16 protein-coding genes are annotated in these 17,784 nt (G+C 73.8%); 7 read left to right on the plus strand and 9 right to left on the minus strand.

Features of this window, described 5'->3' with window-relative positions:
• Window positions 1-9 precede the first annotated feature (9 nt).
• On the plus strand, window positions 10-276 hold the full coding sequence (locus IF73_RS0107665) for an acyl carrier protein (protein ID WP_031004852.1): 267 nt from the start codon (window positions 10-12) through the stop codon (window positions 274-276).
• Between the two features lie 76 nt (window positions 277-352).
• Window positions 353-1,615: a beta-ketoacyl-ACP synthase II gene (fabF, locus tag IF73_RS0107670; RefSeq protein WP_031004854.1), complete on the plus strand. Its 1,263-nt coding sequence runs from the start codon at window positions 353-355 to the stop codon at window positions 1,613-1,615.
• 236 nt (window positions 1,616-1,851) lie between these two features.
• On the opposite strand, the gene IF73_RS0107675 is transcribed toward fabF, so the two are convergent.
• Both IF73_RS0107675 and IF73_RS0107680 read right to left on the minus strand, forming a co-directional pair.
• Window positions 1,852-3,471: a PQQ-binding-like beta-propeller repeat protein gene (locus IF73_RS0107675; protein WP_031004856.1), complete on the minus strand. Its 1,620-nt coding sequence runs from the start codon at window positions 3,469-3,471 to the stop codon at window positions 1,852-1,854.
• 69 nt (window positions 3,472-3,540) lie between these two features.
• Window positions 3,541-4,035, minus strand: a complete 495-nt coding sequence (locus tag IF73_RS0107680) for a DUF3145 domain-containing protein (protein ID WP_031004858.1) — start codon at window positions 4,033-4,035, stop codon at window positions 3,541-3,543.
• A 266-nt stretch (window positions 4,036-4,301) separates the two neighbouring features.
• Between IF73_RS0107680 and IF73_RS0107685 the strand changes: the two genes are divergently transcribed.
• A complete protein-coding gene (locus IF73_RS0107685) occupies window positions 4,302-5,192 on the plus strand; it encodes an SGNH/GDSL hydrolase family protein (protein ID WP_031004860.1) in 891 nt (296 codons plus the stop codon).
• A 50-nt stretch (window positions 5,193-5,242) separates the two neighbouring features.
• On the opposite strand, the gene IF73_RS0107690 is transcribed toward IF73_RS0107685, so the two are convergent.
• Window positions 5,243-7,708 (minus strand): beta-glucosidase family protein, encoded by a 2,466-nt coding sequence (locus IF73_RS0107690; protein WP_051716608.1) that lies wholly within the window; start codon window positions 7,706-7,708, stop codon window positions 5,243-5,245.
• 114 nt (window positions 7,709-7,822) lie between these two features.
• Between IF73_RS0107690 and IF73_RS0107695 the strand changes: the two genes are divergently transcribed.
• Window positions 7,823-8,395, plus strand: a complete 573-nt coding sequence (locus IF73_RS0107695; RefSeq protein ID WP_031004863.1) for a TetR/AcrR family transcriptional regulator — start codon at window positions 7,823-7,825, stop codon at window positions 8,393-8,395.
• 217 nt (window positions 8,396-8,612) lie between these two features.
• On the opposite strand, the gene IF73_RS0107700 is transcribed toward IF73_RS0107695, so the two are convergent.
• Window positions 8,613-9,422 carry an NAD(P)-dependent oxidoreductase gene (locus IF73_RS0107700; protein WP_031004866.1) on the minus strand — a complete coding sequence of 270 codons (810 nt, stop codon included), beginning with the start codon at window positions 9,420-9,422 and terminating at the stop codon, window positions 8,613-8,615.
• 58 nt (window positions 9,423-9,480) lie between these two features.
• Here IF73_RS0107700 and IF73_RS0107705 point away from each other — a divergent pair, with 58 nt between their 5' ends.
• Both IF73_RS0107705 and IF73_RS0107710 read left to right on the plus strand, forming a co-directional pair.
• The gene (locus IF73_RS0107705; protein WP_324616069.1) at window positions 9,481-10,398 is read left to right on the plus strand and encodes a LysR family transcriptional regulator; all 918 of its coding nucleotides are present in this window, start codon (window positions 9,481-9,483) and stop codon (window positions 10,396-10,398) included.
• On the plus strand, window positions 10,386-11,111 hold the full coding sequence (locus tag IF73_RS0107710; RefSeq protein WP_324616070.1) for a carbon-nitrogen hydrolase family protein: 726 nt from the start codon (window positions 10,386-10,388) through the stop codon (window positions 11,109-11,111). Before IF73_RS0107705 ends, IF73_RS0107710 begins: the two co-directional genes overlap by 13 nt.
• Window positions 11,112-11,250: 139 nt before the next feature.
• On the opposite strand, the gene IF73_RS0107715 is transcribed toward IF73_RS0107710, so the two are convergent.
• A complete protein-coding gene (locus IF73_RS0107715) occupies window positions 11,251-13,443 on the minus strand; it encodes a M4 family metallopeptidase (protein ID WP_234338185.1) in 2,193 nt (730 codons plus the stop codon).
• A gap of 136 nt (window positions 13,444-13,579) precedes the next feature.
• Here IF73_RS0107715 and IF73_RS0107720 point away from each other — a divergent pair, with 136 nt between their 5' ends.
• Entirely contained in the window at window positions 13,580-14,545 is a 966-nt protein-coding gene (locus IF73_RS0107720) for a LysR family transcriptional regulator (RefSeq protein ID WP_031004875.1), read from the plus strand.
• Window position 14,546: 1 nt separating this feature from the next.
• Here IF73_RS0107720 and IF73_RS0107725 read toward each other — a convergent pair whose 3' ends face one another.
• The 4 genes from IF73_RS0107725 to IF73_RS0107740 form a co-directional block, all read right to left on the minus strand.
• Window positions 14,547-15,368 (minus strand): pectate lyase, encoded by an 822-nt coding sequence (locus IF73_RS0107725; protein ID WP_031004876.1) that lies wholly within the window; start codon window positions 15,366-15,368, stop codon window positions 14,547-14,549.
• On the minus strand, window positions 15,365-16,204 hold the full coding sequence (locus IF73_RS0107730; protein WP_031004878.1) for an EI24 domain-containing protein: 840 nt from the start codon (window positions 16,202-16,204) through the stop codon (window positions 15,365-15,367). Before IF73_RS0107730 ends, IF73_RS0107725 begins: the two co-directional genes overlap by 4 nt.
• 53 nt (window positions 16,205-16,257) lie before the next feature.
• Window positions 16,258-16,680 (minus strand): organic hydroperoxide resistance protein, encoded by a 423-nt coding sequence (locus tag IF73_RS0107735; RefSeq protein WP_030495356.1) that lies wholly within the window; start codon window positions 16,678-16,680, stop codon window positions 16,258-16,260.
• 63 nt (window positions 16,681-16,743) lie between these two features.
• Complete coding sequence (locus IF73_RS0107740) at window positions 16,744-17,766, minus strand: NADP-dependent oxidoreductase (RefSeq protein ID WP_031004880.1); 1,023 nt, start codon at window positions 17,764-17,766, stop codon at window positions 16,744-16,746.
• Between the last annotated feature and the right edge of the window lie 18 nt (window positions 17,767-17,784).

The raw sequence follows: 17,784 nt of genomic DNA on the forward strand, positions 1-17,784 counted from the left end.
AGCGCCACCATGGCCTTCACCCAGGATCAGCTCGTCGAAGGTCTCGCGGAGATCGTGAACGAGATCGCCGGCATCCCGGTCGAGGACGTCCAGCTGGACAAGTCCTTCACCGACGACCTGGACGTCGACTCCCTGTCCATGGTCGAGGTCGTCGTCGCCGCCGAGGAGCGCTTCGACGTCAAGATCCCCGACGAGGACGTCAAGAACCTCAAGACCGTCGGCGACGCCGTCTCCTACATCCTGTCCCACCAGGACGGCGGCATCTCCAAGGGCTGAACCAGCCCTTGATCCGGCCAGCCACCCGGCGGTGGCGCCGTCTTTCGACCATCACACACATGGAGAACGAATTCCTGTGAGCTCGACCAATCGCACCGTGGTCGTCACCGGTATCGGCGCAACCACACCGCTGGGTGGCGACTCCGCATCGACCTGGGAAGGTCTTCTTGCGGGACGCTCCGGCGTCAAGCCCCTGGAGGGCGAGCGCTTCGCCGAACTGCCCGTCCAGATCGCCGCGTTCGCCGCGGTGGACCCGGGCGACGTGCTGCCCCGCCCGCTCGCGCGCAAGCTGGACCGCTCGGCGCAGTTCGCGCTGATCGCGGCCCGCGAGGCGTGGGCCGACGCGGGCTACACCGCCCCGGCCGGTGAGGACGAGGCCATCGCGCCCGAGCGGCTCGGTGCCGTCATCGCCTCCGGCATCGGCGGTGTCACCACGCTGCTCGACCAGTACGACGTGCTGAAGGAGAAGGGCGTCCGCCGCGTCTCCCCGCACACCGTTCCCATGCTGATGCCGAACGGCCCCTCCGCCAACGTGGGTCTGGAGGTGAACGCCCGCGCCGGCGTCCACACCCCGGTCTCCGCCTGCGCGTCGGGCGCCGAGGCGATCGGCTACGCCATCGAGATGATCCGCAGCGGCCGTGCCGACGTGGTCGTCGCCGGTGGCACCGAGGCCGCGATCCACCCGCTGCCGATCGCCGCCTTCGCCAACATGATGGCGATGTCCAAGAACAACGACGAGCCGACGAAGGCTTCGCGCCCCTACGACACCGCGCGCGACGGCTTCGTGCTCGGCGAGGGCGCCGGCGTCGTGATCCTGGAGTCCGAGGAGCACGCCAAGGCCCGCGGCGCGAAGATCTACTGCGAGGCGCTCGGCCAGGGCCTGTCGGCCGACAGCCACCACATCGCGCAGCCCGAGCCGTCCGGCCGGGGCATCGCCGCCGCGCTCCAGCACCTGCTGGACACCACGGACCTGAAGCCGTCCGAGGTCGTGCACCTCAACGCGCACGCCACGTCGACGCCGCAGGGCGACGTCGCCGAGATCAAGGCGCTGCGGCAGGTCTTCGGCGACGACCTCGACCACGTGGCGGTCTCGGCGACCAAGTCGATGACCGGTCACCTGCTCGGCGGCGCCGGCGGCATCGAGACCGTCGCGACGGTCCTGGCGCTCCACCACCGCACGGCCCCGCCGACCATCAACGTCGACGACCTGGACCCGGAGGTCGAGGCCGACATCGTCCGCGGCGAGCCCCGCCCCCTCCCCCAGGGCACGATCGCCGCGGTGAACAACTCCTTCGGCTTCGGCGGCCACAACGTGGTCCTCGCCTTCCGGACCGTCTGACGCGCAGCACCGCAGGAGGCCCGTCCCGAGCCCGGGGCGGGCCTTCGCCACGTCCGCCGGACGGAGTCCGGCACAGCGGCCCGAAGCCCGCGAAGCGGCGCGAGGGACGCACGAAGGAGGGGCCGACTCCTTCGGCTTCGGCGGCCACAACGTGGTTCTCGCCTTCCGGACCGTCTGACGCGCTGACGCGAAACGCGGAGAGGCCCGCCCCCGAATCGGGGGCGGGTCCTTTCGTGTCAGCGGAGGGCGAAGAGGGCGGGGGCGGGGGGTGCGGGGGTGCGGTTGAGGACGACGTGGGCTCCGGTGGCCGGGAGGAGGGCGGGGTCGATCGAGACGACCGCGCGGGGGTCCTTGGTGGACGTACCGCCGCGGGAGGCGCCCGTGGCCGCGTCGAGCAGGACGACTCCCGGGCCCTGGCCTCCGGCGAGGACGGCGACCCGGCCGTCGGGGGCCGGGGCCAGCGCCTCGACGGAACCGCCCTCGGGCGCGTGCTCCCAGACCGGGCGGCCGTCCTTCAGCGCGAGGGCGACCACCTTGTGGGGCGAGGACGAGCCCTGCCCGGCGAGCGCGACCAGCCGGTCGCCGACGACGACCGCACGGCCTCCCCGGCCGGTCTCCGCCACCTGGTCGGGCAGGACGAGCGTCCCGGCCGGCCCGTTGACCGGCATCGTGGCCAGGGGCGTGCCGCGGCCGTCGAAGGCGAGCACGGCGTGGGTGCCGCGCGGGTCCTCCTCGTTCAGGGCGACGACGGCGGGCGTCACCGAGACCACCGCCGCCGCGACCGCCGACTCGACGGGCAGCGCCCTGGTCCACGACTCCCCGCCGGTACGGGTCTCCAGCGCGACCAGCCTCGCCCCGGCCCCGCACTGCTCGACGAGGAGCACGCGCTCCGCGTCGGCGTCGAGCGCCCGGACCGCGCAGCCCCGGTCCAGCGGCCGCTGCCAGCGCCGCTCCCCGGTCTCCGCGGCGCGGCCCCGCACCGCCCGGTCCTCCGCGACGACGACCGTGGCCCCGCCGACCGCAAGGCCGTACGCGGGGATCCCCGCGCCGTCCGCCTTCTGCCGCCACAGCACCTGGCCGGTCGAGGTGTGGACCGCGAGGAGGTGCGCGCAGGGCTTCTCGTGCCGCCCGAACGCGACGACCCCGATGTTCCCGGCCGCCTCCGGGCCCCTCGCGCACACGGCCTCGCGCCGGGGCGCCGGAACGTTCCACCGGACGGCCCCGTCCCGGACGGCGTACGCCGAGAGGCCGTCGGACCGGACGTGCACGACGACCTCCCCCGACCCCCAGCCACCCGGCGCCGTGTCGTACGGCCCTCCGGTGGCCGGCACCGTCCAGGCGACGGCGGCCTCACCGGGCGCGGCGGAAGGGGAGACGGACGGAGACGGGGACGGGGGCGCGGTCGGGGCCGGGGGCGCGGTCGGGGACGGGGTCGCGGCCGCCGGCGCGGACGTCCCGGTCGGCGGCTTCAGCGCCTCGTACCCGGCGATGCCGAACGGGCCTCCGGCGACGAGCCCGACCAGGACGAGCCCGAAGACGAGCGGGTCGTACCAGTCCCCGTCCTCCTCCCCGTCCCCCTTCGCGGCCGCCGGCTCGACCGCCGGCGCCGCCTCGGCCCCCGTCTCCGCCGCTGCCTCCGCCTCCGCCGCCACCTCGTCCGGCAGCGTCGCCCCGAAGGCGCCGAGGAGCAGGGCCGCCAGGAAGAACAGGCCCAGGACCCACGCCGGCATGGCGCCGGTCGACTCGCCGCGGACCACCGCGTAGAGGAAGCCCGACAGCAGCGCCAGGGCGGCGCCCAGGGCGATCGCTCCCAGCGCGGCGGCGACCGCTCCGGCCGTTCTGCGCAGACCCGTCATGCCGTCCCCCGCCCCGCGCGCCCCCTGCGCGCCTAGGGGCCGGAAGCTAGCGCGCCCGGGTGAACGCGCTCAGACGACCTGGTGAAGCCAGCGCACCGGGGCGCCCTCGCCGGCGTAGCGGAAGGGCTCCAGTTCGTCGTCCCAGGGCTTGCCGAGGAGCTTGGCGATCTCGGCCTCCAGCACCGTCTCGCCCTGCGCCGCGCGGGCGAGGGCGGCGCGGAGGCGGTCCTCGGGGACCAGGATGTCGCCGTGCATGCCGGTGACGGCGTGGAAGATGCCAAGGTCGGGGGTGGCGCTGTAGCGCTCGCCCTCGGCGGTCGGGCAGGGCTCGGCGGTCACCTCGAAGCGGAGCATCTGCCAGCCGCGCAGGGCGGAGGCGAGCTTGGAGGCGGTGCCGGTCTCGCCCTGCCAGGAGAACTCGGCTCTCCAGGTGCCGGGCGCCGCCGGCTGGCGGATCCAGTCCAGCTGGACCCGCGCACCGAGGACACCCGCCACCGCCCATTCGACGTGCGGGCAGAGCGCGCGCGGTGCGGAGTGTACGTACAGGACTCCACGTGTCGTCACCGGGACCTCCAGTGTGGGACGAGGTTCGCCTTCCCAGCGGCCTCAGTAAACAGCATCAGGTGAAGAACTCCGCAAACCTTCTGAAAAGGGACAGCATGTGACGTGATGTAATTTACCGGAGCCGGTCGGCGCGGGCGCGCCGCTGGTTCGACGGGGGAAAAGCTACCGTGCCGCGCCGTCGTCAGGGTGACGTACGGTCGGTCAGGGGGCGGGTGGACACGAAGCTTTCACTCGCCAGGAGGCCAGTCGTACGAAGGAGGGGGCCGGTGCCGCACGGCCGACGCCGATTCCGTACCGCGGTCGCGGGCGCCGTGCTCGCGGTGGCCGCGCTCGCGGGCTGCACGGGCGGTTCAGGGCCCGCCCCCGCCGCTTCCGCTTCCTCCCGGGCCGGCACCCCCTCTCCGGCACCCACCTCGCGGTGGGACGTCTCCCCCGCGTCCGTCGCCGCCGTCGGCGACTCCATCACCCGCGCCTTCGACGCCTGTTCGCTGCTCGCGGACTGCCCGGAGGCGTCCTGGGCGACCGGCACCGACCCGGCGGTGAACAGTCTGGCGCGGCGGCTGCTCGGCGCCGGACGGGTGGCCGGGAACAGCTGGAACCTCGCCCGCAGCGGGGCCCGGATGGCGGCGCTGCCGGAGCAGATGGCGCGGGCGGCCGCCGAACGGCCCGAGCTGGTCACGGTGATGATCGGCGCCAACGACGCCTGCCGGCCGACCCCGGCGGGGATGACGCCGGTGGCCGACTTCCGCCGGTCGTTCGAGGCGGCGCTGGACCGGCTGCGGAAGGACGCCCCCGAGGCGCGGGTGTACGTGGCGAGCGTGCCGGACCTGCGGCGGCTGTGGGACACCGGCCGGGCGAGCCCGCTGGTGCGGCGGGTCTGGGAGCTGGGCGTCTGCGGCTCGATGCTGGCGGACGCGGAGGACCTGGGGGCGGCGGCCGAGGCGCGGCGCACGGCGGTGCGCGACCGGGTGGTGGCGTACAACGGGGTCCTCGCCGAGGTCTGCGCGGCGGACGAGCTCTGCCGGTACGACGGCGGGGCGGTGTTCGGCTTCCGCTTCGACGAGTCGCTGCTGAGCACCTGGGACTGGTTCCATCCGAGCCGCGCCGGGCAGGCGCGGCTCGCGGAGCTGGCGTACCGGAGGATCACGGCGACGTAGCCCCGAGGCGGCGGGCGTCAGGTCCGGCGCCCCGGGGCGGTCCGCGGGGGCTACACCTCGACCGTGGCGGTGAGGCGGGTGTCGGCCAGCGAGTGGGCGGCGTGCAGCGTGTAGCGGCCGGGGACGAGGGTCCAGGCGTTCTTCTCCTCGTCCCAGATCTCGAAGGCGCGGCGCGGGAGCGGGATCGTCGTCTCGACGGTCTCGCCGGGCGCGGCCTCGACGCCGGCGAAGGCGGCGAGCCAGCGGGCGGGGCGCTCCACCGGGTCGGAGACGGGCGCGAGGTAGAGCTGGACGGTCTCGCGGCCGGGGCGGTCGCCGGTGTTGGTGAGGCGGACGGTGACCGTCTCGGGGCCGGCCGTGACGGAGTCGTACGACCAGGTGGTGTAGCCGAGGCCGTGGCCGAAGGGGTACGCGGGGACGGCGCCGGCCTTGTCCCAGGCGCGGTAGCCGATGAACAGGCCCTCGGTGTAGGCGAGGACGCCGTCGGTGGGGGTGACCTCGGTGACGGGGGCGTCGGCGAGGGCGACGGGCCAGGTGGTGGGGAGGCGGCCGCCGGGCTCCTCGGCGCCGGTGAGGACGTCGGCGAGGGCGGCGCCGCCCTCCTGGCCGGGGAACCAGCCGAGCAGGACGGCGGCGACGTCGTCGCGCCACGGGAGTTCGACCGGGGAGCCGGCGTTGACGACGACGACCGTGTTCGGGTTGGCGGCGGCGACGGCGCGGACGAGGTCGTCCTGGCGGCCGGGGAGGGCGAGGTCCTTGCGGTCGAAGCCCTCGGACTCGACGCGTTCGGTGGTGGCGACGACCACGACGGCGGTGTCGGCGGCGCGGGCGGCCTCGACGGCTTCGGCGATCAGTTCGTCGGGGTCTCGGCGGGGACCGAGGTGGACGAAGGAGAACATGACGGCCGGGAGCGGGGCGGCGAACTCCTTGGCGAGGGTGTGCCGGAGGGAGACCTCGACGGTCTCGCCGGCGGTGAGCTCGACGGTGCCGCGCTCGACCGGGGAGCCGAAGAAGGCTTCGAAGGGGTCGGTCTCGGGGCCCATCTCCTGGACGCCGTCGAAGAGTTCGCGGCCGGCGACGGTGAGGGTGAAGGCGCCGAGGCCGCGGGTGCCGAAGGCGTGGGCGCCGGTCTCGCGGGGCGTGAAGCTGCCGGTGACCTCGATGGAGGCGAGGGTGTCGTGGGTGACGCCGGCCGGGAGGTCGTCGCCGATCCACTGGACCTGGCCGTTGGGGAGGGTGCCCTCGCCGAGGACGTTCCCGTCGGCGTCGCGGCAGATCGCGCGGAGGGTGAAGCCCTGGTCGGCGGGGGCGAGTTCGTCGCTGGGGTCGGCGCCGATCACATAGCTGAGCGAGCCTTCGGGGAGCGCGGCGGTGAGGCCGTCGAGCGGGGAGACGACGTGCTCGGGGAAGACCTGGGCGGAGCCGCCGCCGAGGACCCGGGCGTCGCGGGCGGCGGCGCCGGAGAGGGCGACGGTGCCGGGCTTCAGCGGCAGCGCGCCGTTCTCGTTGCGGACGAGGACGAAGCCGCGGCGGGCGATCTCGCGGGCGAGGGCGTCGCCGTCGATCGGGGCGGGGTGGTCGGTGACGGCGGCGGGGGCGCCTTCGAGGGCGCCGACGCGGGCGGCGAGCCGCAGCACGTTGCGCACGGCGGTGTCGACGTCCGCCTCCGCGGCCTCGCCGGAGCGGACGGCGGCGGCCAGCGCCTCGCCGTAGACGGTGCCGGGGCCCGGCATGGCGACGTCGAGGCCGCCGGTGAGGTCGCCGACGGTGGAACGGGCGGCCATCCAGTCGGAGACGTTGAAGCCGTCGAAGCCCCACTCGCCGCGCAGGACCTCGTTGACGAGGTAGCGGTGCTCGGTCATCGTCACGCCGTTGACCTGGTTGTAGGCGGTCATGATGCCCCAGGGGTGGGCGTTGGCGACGATCGCCTCGAAGGGGGCGAGGTAGAGCTCGCGGAGCGGGCGCGGGGCGACCTTGTTGTCGACGGTGAAGCGGTCGGTCTCGGCGTCGTTGGCGACGAAGTGCTTGACGGTGGTGCCGACGCCGCCGTCCTGGACGCCCTGGACGTAGCCGGTGCCGATCGCGCCGGTGAGGTACGGGTCCTCGCTGTACGCCTCGAAGTGGCGGCCGCCGAGCGGGGTGCGGTGCAGGTTGACCGTGGGGGCGAGGAGGACGTGGACGCCCTTGCGGCGGGCCTCCTGGGCGAGCAGCCGGCCGGCCCGGCGGGCGAGCGCGGGGTCCCAGGTGGCGGCGAGCGCGGTCGGCGAGGGCAGCGCCACGGACGGGTCGTCGGCGGTCCAGCGGACGCCGCGGACACCGATGGGGCCGTCGGACATCACGAGCGAGGCGAGGCCGATCTCCGGCAGGGCGGGCAGGGACCACATGTCCCGGCCGGCGAGCAGCCGGGTCTTGGCGTCCAGGTCGAGCTGGGCGAGCGCGGCCTCGACGGCTGCCTCGCGCACGGCGTCCTCGTTCACGTCCGTACCTCCGCGTTGAAGTGCTGGTGCGGCCATCATGAACCCACCTACCTGTAGATCGGTAGGTGATGTTATCTTTCCGTTATCCTGCTGGGGCGGGGACGCCATGGCGTACGGTCCCTGTCGACAGGACCTGCGGAAAGGGGGCCGGTGATGGCACGGACCAGGAGCGAGGAGCGCCGCGCGGAGATCCTGCGCGCCGCCCTGGAGGTGATCGCGGAGCGCGGCTACCGGGGCGCCACGCTCGGCTCCGTCGCCGAGCGCGTCGGGCTGACCCAGCAGGGCCTGCTGCACTACTTCCCCACCAAGGAGGCCCTGCTCGTCGCCGTCCTGGAGGAGCGCGACCGCTGGGACACCAGCGGCGGCCGGGACCGCGAGGGCTGGCGGCTCGATCTGCTGGACTCGCTGGTGGAGTACAACGCGATGCGGCCGGGGATCGTGCAGACCTTCTCCGCGCTGCTCGGCGAGAGCGTCACCGACGGGCATCCGGCGCGGGAGTTCTTCACCGAGCGGTACGCGCAGGTGCGGGCCGGCATGGCGGAGGTGCTGCGGCTGGAGTTCGGCGAGCGGCTGCCGGGCGGCCTCACCCCCGAGCGGGCGGCGCCGCTGCTGACCGCCGTGATGGACGGCCTCCAGTACCAGTGGCTCCTGGACCCGGCCGCCGTCGACATGCCGGGCGCCTTCCGGGACTTCCTGCGGCTGCTCGCGGGGCCCGCGGAGCGCTGAGCCGGGTCGTACGGGACGGGTGCGGGGCCGACGGGATTCGAACCCGCGCGAGCTCACCGCCAGGTCCGGCGGCCACTCCCTGCTTCCCGGGCTCCGGGGACCTCCTCGGCCCGGGAAGGCGATCGCCCACTCTGCCACGACCCCACACCCTGCGGCTCCGCGCGCGGAGCCGTTGTCCGCAGCCTAAGTCCCTTCCCCCGCAGCGCGCTCGGGGTTTTCAGCGGGGCGGGAGGGCCACCGCCGCCAGGTCCTCCGCGCGCAGCGCCGGGTCCGCGACCAGGAGTTCGTGGACGGCCTCCAGGAGCGGCAGCTTCGTCACCTCGGCGGCGAGCGCCACGTCCTTGGCGGCGAGCGCCACCGGGAAGTACGAGCCGGTGGCGGTGGCCCGGCCGACGGCGCCGCCGATCGGGCCCGCGCCCAGGGTGCGCAGGGCGAGCTCGCGGGGCAGGCCGAGCGCCTCGGCGAGCCGCAGGCTCTCGGCGACCAGCGCCACTCCCCCGATGGCCGCGTTGATGAGGACCAGCTTGAGCGCGGCGCCGTCGCCGGGCCCGCCGCAGGCGGTGACCGAGCCGAGCCGGGCCAGGACCTCCGCGACCGGGGCGGTGTCGCCGCCCGCGAGGATCAGCAGCTCGCCGGAGGCGGCCCGGTCGACGCTGCCCATGACGGGCGCGTCGATGAGGGTCACGCCCGCCGGGAGCCGGGCGGCGAGTTCGCGGGTGGCGTCCGGGCCGATGGTCGAGGTGTCGATCCAGTGCGTGTCCGGGCGCAGGGCCGGGAGCATGCCGGCGGCGACGGCGCGGGCGGCGGCGGGGTCGGCCAGCATCGTGATCACGACCTCGGCCTCCCGGACGGCCTCGGCGGGGCTCGCGGCGAGGACGGCGCCGGCCTCGACCAGCGGCGCGGCCTTGGCGGCGGTGCGGTTCCATACGGTGAGCGGGTGGCCGGCGTCGAGGAGGCGGCGGGCCATGGGGAGTCCCATGGAGCCCAGACCGAGGAAGGCGATCCGCCGCGGGGTGGTGGTGTCCATGCCGTCGACGCTAGGACCGGCCGAGCCATGCGACAAGCGAATGTCTAGCATGGCGGCCATGCACATCACGCATGGCTCGTCTCCTGGTCTGTACGACGCCTTCCTCGCCGTCGCCCGGTCCGGGTCCTTCACCGCCGCCGCCCGCGCCCTCGGCTACACCCAGTCCGCCGTCTCCCGCCAGGTCCGGTCCCTGGAGGAGGAGTGGGGGGCCGAGCTGTTCGAGCGGCTGCCGCGCGGGGTGCGGCTCACCGAGGCGGGGCGGGCGCTGCTGCCGCACGCCGAGGCGGTACGGGACCGGCTGGCGGCGGCCCGCGCCGAACTGACCGCGCTGCGCACGCTGGACGGCGGGCTGCTGCGGCTCGGCGCCTTCTCCAGCGCCACCGCCGCCCTCGTGCCGCGGGCGCAGGCGACCTTCCGGGAGCGGCATCCGGGGGTGGTGGTGACCCGGGTCGAAGGGCCGTCGGTGAAGCATCTGGCGCTGGTCGCGGCCGGGGAGGAGGACCTGGCGGTGGTCAGCCCGGCCGTGGACGCGCCCCCGCCGCCGGGGGTGACGCTCCATCACCTCCTGGACGAGCCGATGCTGGTGGCGCTGGAGCGCGGGCACCGGTACGCCGGGCGGCGGGACATGCGGCTCGCGGAGCTGTCCGGGGAGGAGTGGATCGTCGGGAACGAGCGCCTGGAGGACACCCTCTTCCGGCCCGCCCTCGCCGCCGGGCTGCGGCCCCGGACGGGGCTGCTCGCGCACGACTGGATCGCCAAGCTGGGCGCGGTGGCGGCCGGTCTCGGGGTCACGCTCGTCCCGGCGCTCGCGGCGTCGTCGGTGCGTCCGGACGTCGCGCTCGTCACCATCCACCCGGACGACGTCCCGTACCGGCGGATCTGCGCGGCCTCGCCGGGGGCTCCGACGGCGGCGGCGACGGCCTTCCTGGAGCGGCTGCGGGAGACGGCGGAGGAGCTGCGAGCATGGACCCCATGATGCTCGCCGCCGCCCAGTTCGCCCCGCTCGCCGGGGACATCGAGGCCAACGTCCGTACGATCGCCGGTCTGGTCCGGGAGGCCGGGGCCGCCGGCGCCCGGGTGGTCGTCTTCGCGGAGCTGTCGCTCACCGGGTACGACACCGCGCTGATCCGGCAGAACCCGGCCCTGGTGCTGACCGAGGACGACCCGCGCCTCGATCCGGTGCGCGAGGCGTGCCGCGCCGCGGGGGCGGCCGCGGTCGTCAACGGGCCGGTGCGGGGCGGGGGTCCGTACCCCGGGCTGACCACGCTGGTGATCGGGCCGGACGGCTCGCTGCTCACCCGCTACGACAAGCGGCACCTCTTCCACGGGCACGAGCGGTCCACCTTCACGGCGGGCACGGCCGACGGGCGGTTCGAGCTCGACGGCCTCCGGTTCGCGCTCGCCACCTGCTACGACAACCGGTTCCCGGAGCTGGCCGAGCGGGCCGCCGCCGACGGCTGCGCGGTCTATCTGGCCAGTTCGATGCTGGAGGCCGGGAACGACTCCTTCGAGACCGTCTATCCGGAGCGGGCCCGCGGGTTCGGCCTGTACGTGGCGCTCGGCAACTCGCTGGGGCCGAGCGAGGTCGGCGAGGGCGGCGGCATGGCCGGGATCTGGGGTCCGGACGGCGGCCGGCTCGCCGACGCGGGGCCGGAGAAGCCGGGGTTCGTGCTCGCCGAGGTGGGCTGAGACGCGCGGAGGGCCGGGCCGCCGTGGGACTCCGGCGGCCCGGCCGGGGAGGCGGTACGACGGAACCCCCGGTCCGCCGTACGGTCCTCCGCCCCCGGGGCGGGGTGTCAGGATCCCGCCCCGGGGCGCTCGTCGCCCGTTACGGGGCGCTCAGGCCCAGCGTGTAGGCGCCGGAGCCGCTGTAGGCGTGCACGACGTAGCGGTAGTAGCCCGCGGTGCCTTGGTAGCTGGTGTCCTCGTCGGCGCCGGCGGTGCCGCCGACGGCCACGTCCGCCCAGCCCGCGCCGTTCCACTTCTGCAGGTAGAGGTCGAAGTCGGTGCCGGCCGGGCCGCGCAGGCAGCCGATGTGGGTGCCGGCGCTCGCCGAGTAGTAGTACGAGCCGTCCGGCTGGGCGGCGGCCTGGCCGGAGGCCAGCGTGCCCCGGTAGGTGTGCTCGGTGGAGTCGCAGCCGGTCGGCGGGGTCGTGGAGCCGACCGTCAGCTGGTAGGTGACGGTGTGGGTGGCGGAGCCCGTGCCGGTGACGGTGATCGGGTAGGTGCCGTTCGGGGTGCCGGCGCCGACCTTGACGGTCATCGTCGAGGAGTTCCCGGAGGTCACCGAGGAGGGGCTGAAGGAGACCGTGACCCCGCCGGGGGCGCCGCTCGCCGAGAGCTGGACGGTCTGCGCGGAGCCGCCGGTGGTGGCGGTGTTCACGGTCGAGGTGACCTGGCTGTCCGGCTGGGCCGAGCCCGAGGACGGGTTCAGGGAGAGCGAGAAGTCCGGGGTCGAGGTGCCGCCGCAGTCGGTCTCGCCGGACTGGGCGGGCACGCCGATCGCGTTCCAGGCCGCCTTCACCGCGTTGCACTCGGTGGCGCCGTAGGTGTTCTTGGCGGTGGTGAGGGTGGCGCGGCGGGCCGCGGGGTGGTTCCAGGAGGACGTCTTCATCAGCAGCGCGCCCATGAAGATCTTGCCGGCCTTCTGGATGCCGATGCCGGTGACGGAGGACGGACCGCCGGAACATATGGGGCTGTTCGGCTTGCCGCCGCCCGGGTTCGAGCCCTCGGCGAGCAGGTAGAACCAGTGGTTCTGCGGGCCGGCCGCCGCGTGCACCTCGGTGCCGGAGGTCAACTGGGGGTAGCAGTTGGGGTCGTTGTTGATGAGGGACGGGTTGTACATGTTGCGGATCGGCTGGTTGTTGCCGGTGAAGTTCAGCTCCTCGCCGACCGTGTAGTCCGGGGTGTCGTTCGGGTTGTTCGCGTAGTGCTCGGTGAGCGCGCCGAAGATGTCGCCGGTGGACTCGTTCATGCCGCCGTTCTCGTTGGACGAGCCGGCCGAGCCCGGGGTGCGGTCGAAGATCTCGTGGCCGTACTCGTGGGCCACGACGTCGATGCCGGTGAGCTGGTTGGTGCCGTTCTGGTTGCGCCCGTAGGTGGTCTTCGTGCCGTCGTAGTAGGCGTTGACCTGGGCGAGTCCGGCGCGGGCCGGGACCATGCCGCCCTGGCCGTTGATGCCGTTGTAGCCGAACCACTCCTTGAGCATGTCGGACTCGCGCTGGGCGGCGTACATGATGTCGACGCAGGCGGTCACGAGGTCGTTGGCGCCGCCGTTGCCCCACGGGGAGGAGCCGGTGTACGCGCTGCCGTTCTGGCCGCCGCACTTGAAGGAGCCGCGGCTGGTGTCGGTCATGGAGGTCGCGGCGGTGTCGATGGTGACGTTGCCGTTGTGGTAGCCGCGGCCCTCGGCGTGCCGGACCTTGTCGGTGGCCTGCGCGACCTTGCCGGTACGGGCGTCGACGTAGGTGTCGAGCGAGCCGGGCAGGCCCCGGGCGGTGGTGCCGACGACCAGGGTGTGCCAGGCGAGGACGGGCTTGCCGGCCTTGAGGAGCACGGTCAGTTCGGGGGCGCTCGCGCTCTCCACGGCGGCCAGCTGTCCACGGGCGGTGGCGAGGGCGGCCTCGGCGGTCACCCTGGCGCTGGTCGTCGGCAGCTTCAGCGCGGGGGCGGCGGCGCCGGTGACGTCGCGGACCTTGCCGGTGGAGTCGGAGAGGACGACGGCGTCGCCGCCGCCGTGGACCGGCAGACCCTTGTACGTCCGCTGGTAGGCGGTGTAGTAGAGGCCGTTCGCCCACGGGGTGACGGCGGTCCTGACGAGGTCCTCGTCGGCGCCGTGCCGCAGTTCGTCGAGGCCGCTGGCGGCGGCGGAGTCCGCGGCGGCCAGCGCCAGGGACCTCCCGTGGCCCGGCGGGACCGGCTGCGCCTGGGGAGCGGCGGAGGCGGTCCCGGCGAGGGCGGTGGCGAGGCTCGCCGAGAGGGCCAGGGCGGCCACGGCCGCCGTGAGTCTGGTGGGGTGCAACGTCGTGCTCCGTTCAGGGTGGGGGAGACGGATCGTCGCGCCGAGTATGGGCGTGAGCATGGCGGGTTCGGGACATCTCACCGGGCATAAGACGCGGGTTATGGTGCGCCCGCGCGGGGCTGCGTACGCTGCTGAAATGCAGCTGGAGTTGAGGCATCTCGAAGCCGTCTGCCGGATTGCGGAGGCGGGAAGTCTGGGCCGCGCGGCGCTCCGGCTCGGCATCTCGCAGCCGGCGCTCTCGGCCCAGTTGCGCCGGATCGAGCGGGTCGCGGGCGGGGAGCTGTTCCTGCGCGGGCGGCACGGCGTGGAGCCCACCCCGCTGGGCGAGTTCGTGCTCTCCAAGGCGCGGCTGGTGCTCGGCGAGATGGACGCGATCGCGGCCGGGGCGCGGGCCGTCGCCCCCGACGCCCCGCTGCGGCTCGGCTGCATCCTGCTGGTCCTGGTCGACACGCTGCTCGATCGGCTCGAACAGGTGGTGGCCGGGCGGGAGTTCGCGGTGACGGTGGAGCACTCGGCGACCACCCTGACCCGGCAGCTCGGCGCGGGCCGCTACGACGCGGTGCTGTACGGGGAGGTCAACGACCACGAGGTGCCGCTCCCGGAGGGGACGACGGCCCGGACGCTGATCCCCAAGGAGCCGTTCTGCGTCCGCCTCTCGGCGGAGCACCCGCTGGCCGGGAAGGAGCGGATCGCGCTGGCCGAGCTGGCGGGCGAGTCCTGGATGACGCTGGTGGAGGACGACGACGGCGGCCCCGAGGCGCTGGTCGCGGCCTGCGAGCGGGCCGGCTTCACCCCGTCGCTGCGGCACCGGGTCGCCGACCGGAAGATCCACTACGACCTGATCGCCTCGGGCCGGGCGATCTCCCTGAGCCAGCCCACCGCCCCGGCCGCCGAGGGCACCGTGCTCCGCCCCCTGGAGGGCGACCCGGTGACCGGCCGCATCCGCCTCGCCTGGAACCGCTCGACGGTCGCCGCCCGGCACGCGGAACTCCTGTACCGCGCGGCGGCCGAGGCGTACCTGGCCAACATCGCCAACAACCCCTTCCACCAGGAATGGTGGACCGCCCGCCCGGAACTGCACCCGGTCCTGGCGGTGGAGTGAGCTAGTCGTAGCTGATGTCGGAGGGGGTGTAGCGGCAGGTGGTGGGGTCGGGGCCGGTGCCGAGTTCGGTGGGCTCCTTGCCGGTGTCGTTGCCGGTGAAGCGGGTGCAGGGCTTGATCTTCTTCTTGGTGTCGCCGTGCACGCGGACGTTCCGGAGTGACGCGGTGTCGCCGTAGTTGGCGTTGACACCGACGATCGACTTGCCGGGGGCGGTGATGTCGACGTCGTTGACGATGATCGTGCGCTTGTACTGCTTCTTGCAGTTGCCGCAGGAGCGGACCAGCTTGCCGAAGTCGGCGACCTGGAACCTGGTCACCACGAGCTTGCCGGCGCCGTTGAACTGGAAGACCTTGTCGGAGGCGCCCCGGGCTCCGCCGCCGTACACCGCGTAGACGGCTTTGGCCGAGGTGCCCTTGAAGGTGGCGGCGTCCTCGCCGACGTTCTCCCACCAGACGTTCTGGAGGGTGCAGCTGCCGAGGCAGTGGACGCCGTCGGCGGCGGGGGTGCCGAGGACGACGTTCTTGAGGGTGGCGCCGTCCTTCAGGACGAAGAGCGGCTGCTGGCTCTCGCCCTGGCCGTCGGAGCCGAGGTCGCCGGTGCCGGAGAAGCGCTTCAGCTTGCCGTCGTAGGTGCCGGAGACCTGGATCGTCTCCGCGACCGGCTTGTCGCCCTTGGCGGCCGGCCAGGCCGGGACGGCGGCCGGGGCCGCGCCCGCGGGGGCGAGCAGGCTGGTGGTGACGAGGGCCGCGCCGGTGACTCCGCACGCGGCGAGGCCGCCGAGGAGTGCCCTGCGGCGGCCGGCCCTGCGCTTGTGTGACGTCATGAGTTGTCTTTCCTGAGGGGGATGCGGTGCACCCCCTGGTCGCCGCCCGGCGAGGAAAGGTTGCCGTCTTCTTGATCGTTTTCTTCGGTGTCGCCGCCCTGCTCCCCGCGCAGGTCGCGGACCATCAGCGTCGCGCCGGCCACCGCGCCGGGCATCAGGAAGACCGCCACGAAGGGGACGAGGAAGGCGAGGGTCAGCGGGACGCCGAAGCCGAGGGTGACACCGCGCCGGCCGCGCAGCAGCGTCAGGCGCTCCTTGAGCTCGACGCCCCGCCGCTGGAGGGCGACGGCGGTCAGCTCCTCGGCGAGGAAGAAGCCGGAGACGCAGAAGCCGAGGGCGGGCACGACGGTCTGGCCGACGACGGGGATGAAGCCGCAGGCGAAGAGCAGCACGCCGTAGAGGGCGACCCGGAGCACCACCCGCAGGCTGTCGCGCGCCGAGATCCACAGCTCGCGCCAGAGCGGGAGGCCGGACTCGGGGACGTCGCCGCCCTCGCTGCGGTCGACGTCCTCGGAGAGGGACTCGTAGAAGGGCTGGCCGACGAGGAGGGTGACGGCGGTGAAGGTGATGACGGCGAGGAAGAGGCCGAAGACGAAGACGAGGGCCGTCAGCGCGTTGCGGAAGAGGCCGAGCCACGGGGAGGACCAGTCGTCGGCGAACGGCGTCGCCCAGGCCACCAGGTCGTCCGCGCCGAACCCGAGGCCGGTCAGGGCCCCGGCGTAGAGGACGAGGGTGACGAGACCCGGCAGCAGTCCGAAGCCGAACTGGCGCCCGTGCTGTGCCACCCACTTCTGGCCCTGGACCAGATAACCGAAACCCGCCCCGAAATCGCGCATACGCGCAGCCTATCGGGGCGGGTCGGCGGTTCCGTACGGGCGTACGGGTCGGGTCAGACGGCGAGCTCGACCGTGATGTTGCCGCGGGTCGCCTTGGAGTACGGGCAGACCTGGTGGGCCTTCTCGATCAGGCTCTTGGCGGTCTCGGCGTCCACGTTCGGAAGGGAGGCCGAGATCTTGACGATGAGGCCGAAGCCGTCGTCGTTCTTGCCGATGCCGACCTCGGCGGTGACCGTCGAGCCGGAGATGTCCGCGTTCTCGTTCCGCGCGACGACGCCGAGGGCGCCCTGGAAGCAGGCGCTGTAGCCGGCCGCGAAGAGCTGCTCGGGGTTGGTGCCCTCGCCGGAGCCGCCCATGGCCTTGGGCGGGTTGACGACGACGTCGAGCTTGCCGTCGTCGGTGGCGACACGGCCGTCACGGCCGTTCTCCGCGGTGGCGACGGCGGTGTAGAGAACGTCGGAGTGCTGGATGGACATGCTGGTTCCGCTTTCTTCTCCCCGCCGCGACTCGCGCCCACGATCGCGGCGGCTGAGGGCAGACTACCGGTCCAGCGAGACGATCATCTTTCCGGTGTTGTCACCGCGGAGCAGGCCGAGGAAGGCGTCCACACCGTTCTCGATCCCGGTGGCGAAGGTCTCGCGGTACTTCAGCTCGCCGGCGCGCAGCCGGCCGCCGACCTCCTCGACGAACTGCTGCTGGAGGCCGTAGTGGTCGCCGACCAGGACGCCCTGGAGGCGGAGCCGCTTGCCGATGATCATCGCCATGTTGCGCGGGCCGGGGACCGGCTCGGTGTCGTTGTACTGCGCGATCATGCCGCAGATGGCGGCGCGGCCGTGCACGTTGAGCGAGGAGATCGCGGCCTCCAGGTGCTCACCGCCCACGTTGTCGAAGTAGACGTCGATGCCGTCCGGGGCGGCCTCGCGCAGCTGGTCCCGGACAGAGCGCCCGCTCTTGTAGTTGAAGGCGGCGTCGAAGCCGAGCTCCTCGACCAGCCACTTCACCTTCTCGTCGGAGCCGGCCGAGCCGATGACGCGGGAGGCGCCGTTGAGCTTGGCGAGCTGGCCGACCTGGCTGCCGACCGCGCCGGCCGCGCCGGAGACGAAGACGGCGTCGCCCGCCTTGAAGGAGGCGGTCTCGAAGAGGCCCGCGTAGGCGGTCAGGCCGGTCATACCCAGCACGCCGAGGTAGGTGGAGAGCGGGGCGAGCTCCGGGTCCACCTTGGTGGCGTACTCGGCCGGCACGGCGGCGTACTCGCGCCAGCCGAGGCCGTGCAGGACGTGGTCGCCCTCGGCGAAGCCCTCCGCGTTCGACGCCACGACGACGCCGACCGCGCCGCCGTCCATCGGGTGGTCCAGCTTGAACGGCGGGATGTAGGACTTCACGTCGTTCATCCGGCCGCGCATGTACGGATCGACCGAGAAGTGGAGGTTCCGCACCAGGATCCGGCCTTCGGCGGGCGCCTCGACCGGGACCTCGCGCAGGGCGAAGTCGGCGGGGACGGGCCAGCCGTGCGGGCGGGCGACGAGGTGCCATTCACGGCTGGTGGCGGGCAGAGCGGTCATGGGGGGACCTCCAGAAAA

The organism is Streptomyces sp. NRRL F-5727 (genome assembly GCF_000719555.1).
Classification (GTDB): domain Bacteria; phylum Actinomycetota; class Actinomycetes; order Streptomycetales; family Streptomycetaceae; genus Streptomyces.

Excerpts from the sequence above, each read along its gene's own strand:
- IF73_RS0107695 (WP_031004863.1), top strand. The coding sequence starts at position 7,823 with ATGGCACGGACCAGGAGCGAGGAGCGCCGCGCGGAGATCCTGCGCGCC.
- IF73_RS0107710 (WP_324616070.1), top strand. The coding sequence starts at position 10,386 with ATGGACCCCATGATGCTCGCCGCCGCCCAGTTCGCCCCGCTCGCCGGG.
- IF73_RS0107690 (WP_051716608.1), bottom strand. The coding sequence starts at position 7,708 with ATGATGGCCGCACCAGCACTTCAACGCGGAGGTACGGACGTGAACGAG.
- IF73_RS0107705 (WP_324616069.1), top strand. The coding sequence starts at position 9,481 with ATGCACATCACGCATGGCTCGTCTCCTGGTCTGTACGACGCCTTCCTC.
- IF73_RS0107725 (WP_031004876.1), bottom strand. The coding sequence starts at position 15,368 with ATGACGTCACACAAGCGCAGGGCCGGCCGCCGCAGGGCACTCCTCGGC.
- IF73_RS0107720 (WP_031004875.1), top strand. The coding sequence starts at position 13,580 with ATGCAGCTGGAGTTGAGGCATCTCGAAGCCGTCTGCCGGATTGCGGAG.
- IF73_RS0107675 (WP_031004856.1), bottom strand. The coding sequence starts at position 3,471 with ATGACGGGTCTGCGCAGAACGGCCGGAGCGGTCGCCGCCGCGCTGGGA.
- IF73_RS0107735 (WP_030495356.1), bottom strand. The coding sequence starts at position 16,680 with ATGTCCATCCAGCACTCCGACGTTCTCTACACCGCCGTCGCCACCGCG.
- IF73_RS0107730 (WP_031004878.1), bottom strand. The coding sequence starts at position 16,204 with ATGCGCGATTTCGGGGCGGGTTTCGGTTATCTGGTCCAGGGCCAGAAG.
- IF73_RS0107740 (WP_031004880.1), bottom strand. The coding sequence starts at position 17,766 with ATGACCGCTCTGCCCGCCACCAGCCGTGAATGGCACCTCGTCGCCCGC.
- IF73_RS0107700 (WP_031004866.1), bottom strand. The coding sequence starts at position 9,422 with ATGGACACCACCACCCCGCGGCGGATCGCCTTCCTCGGTCTGGGCTCC.
- IF73_RS0107665 (WP_031004852.1), top strand. The coding sequence starts at position 10 with ATGGCCTTCACCCAGGATCAGCTCGTCGAAGGTCTCGCGGAGATCGTG.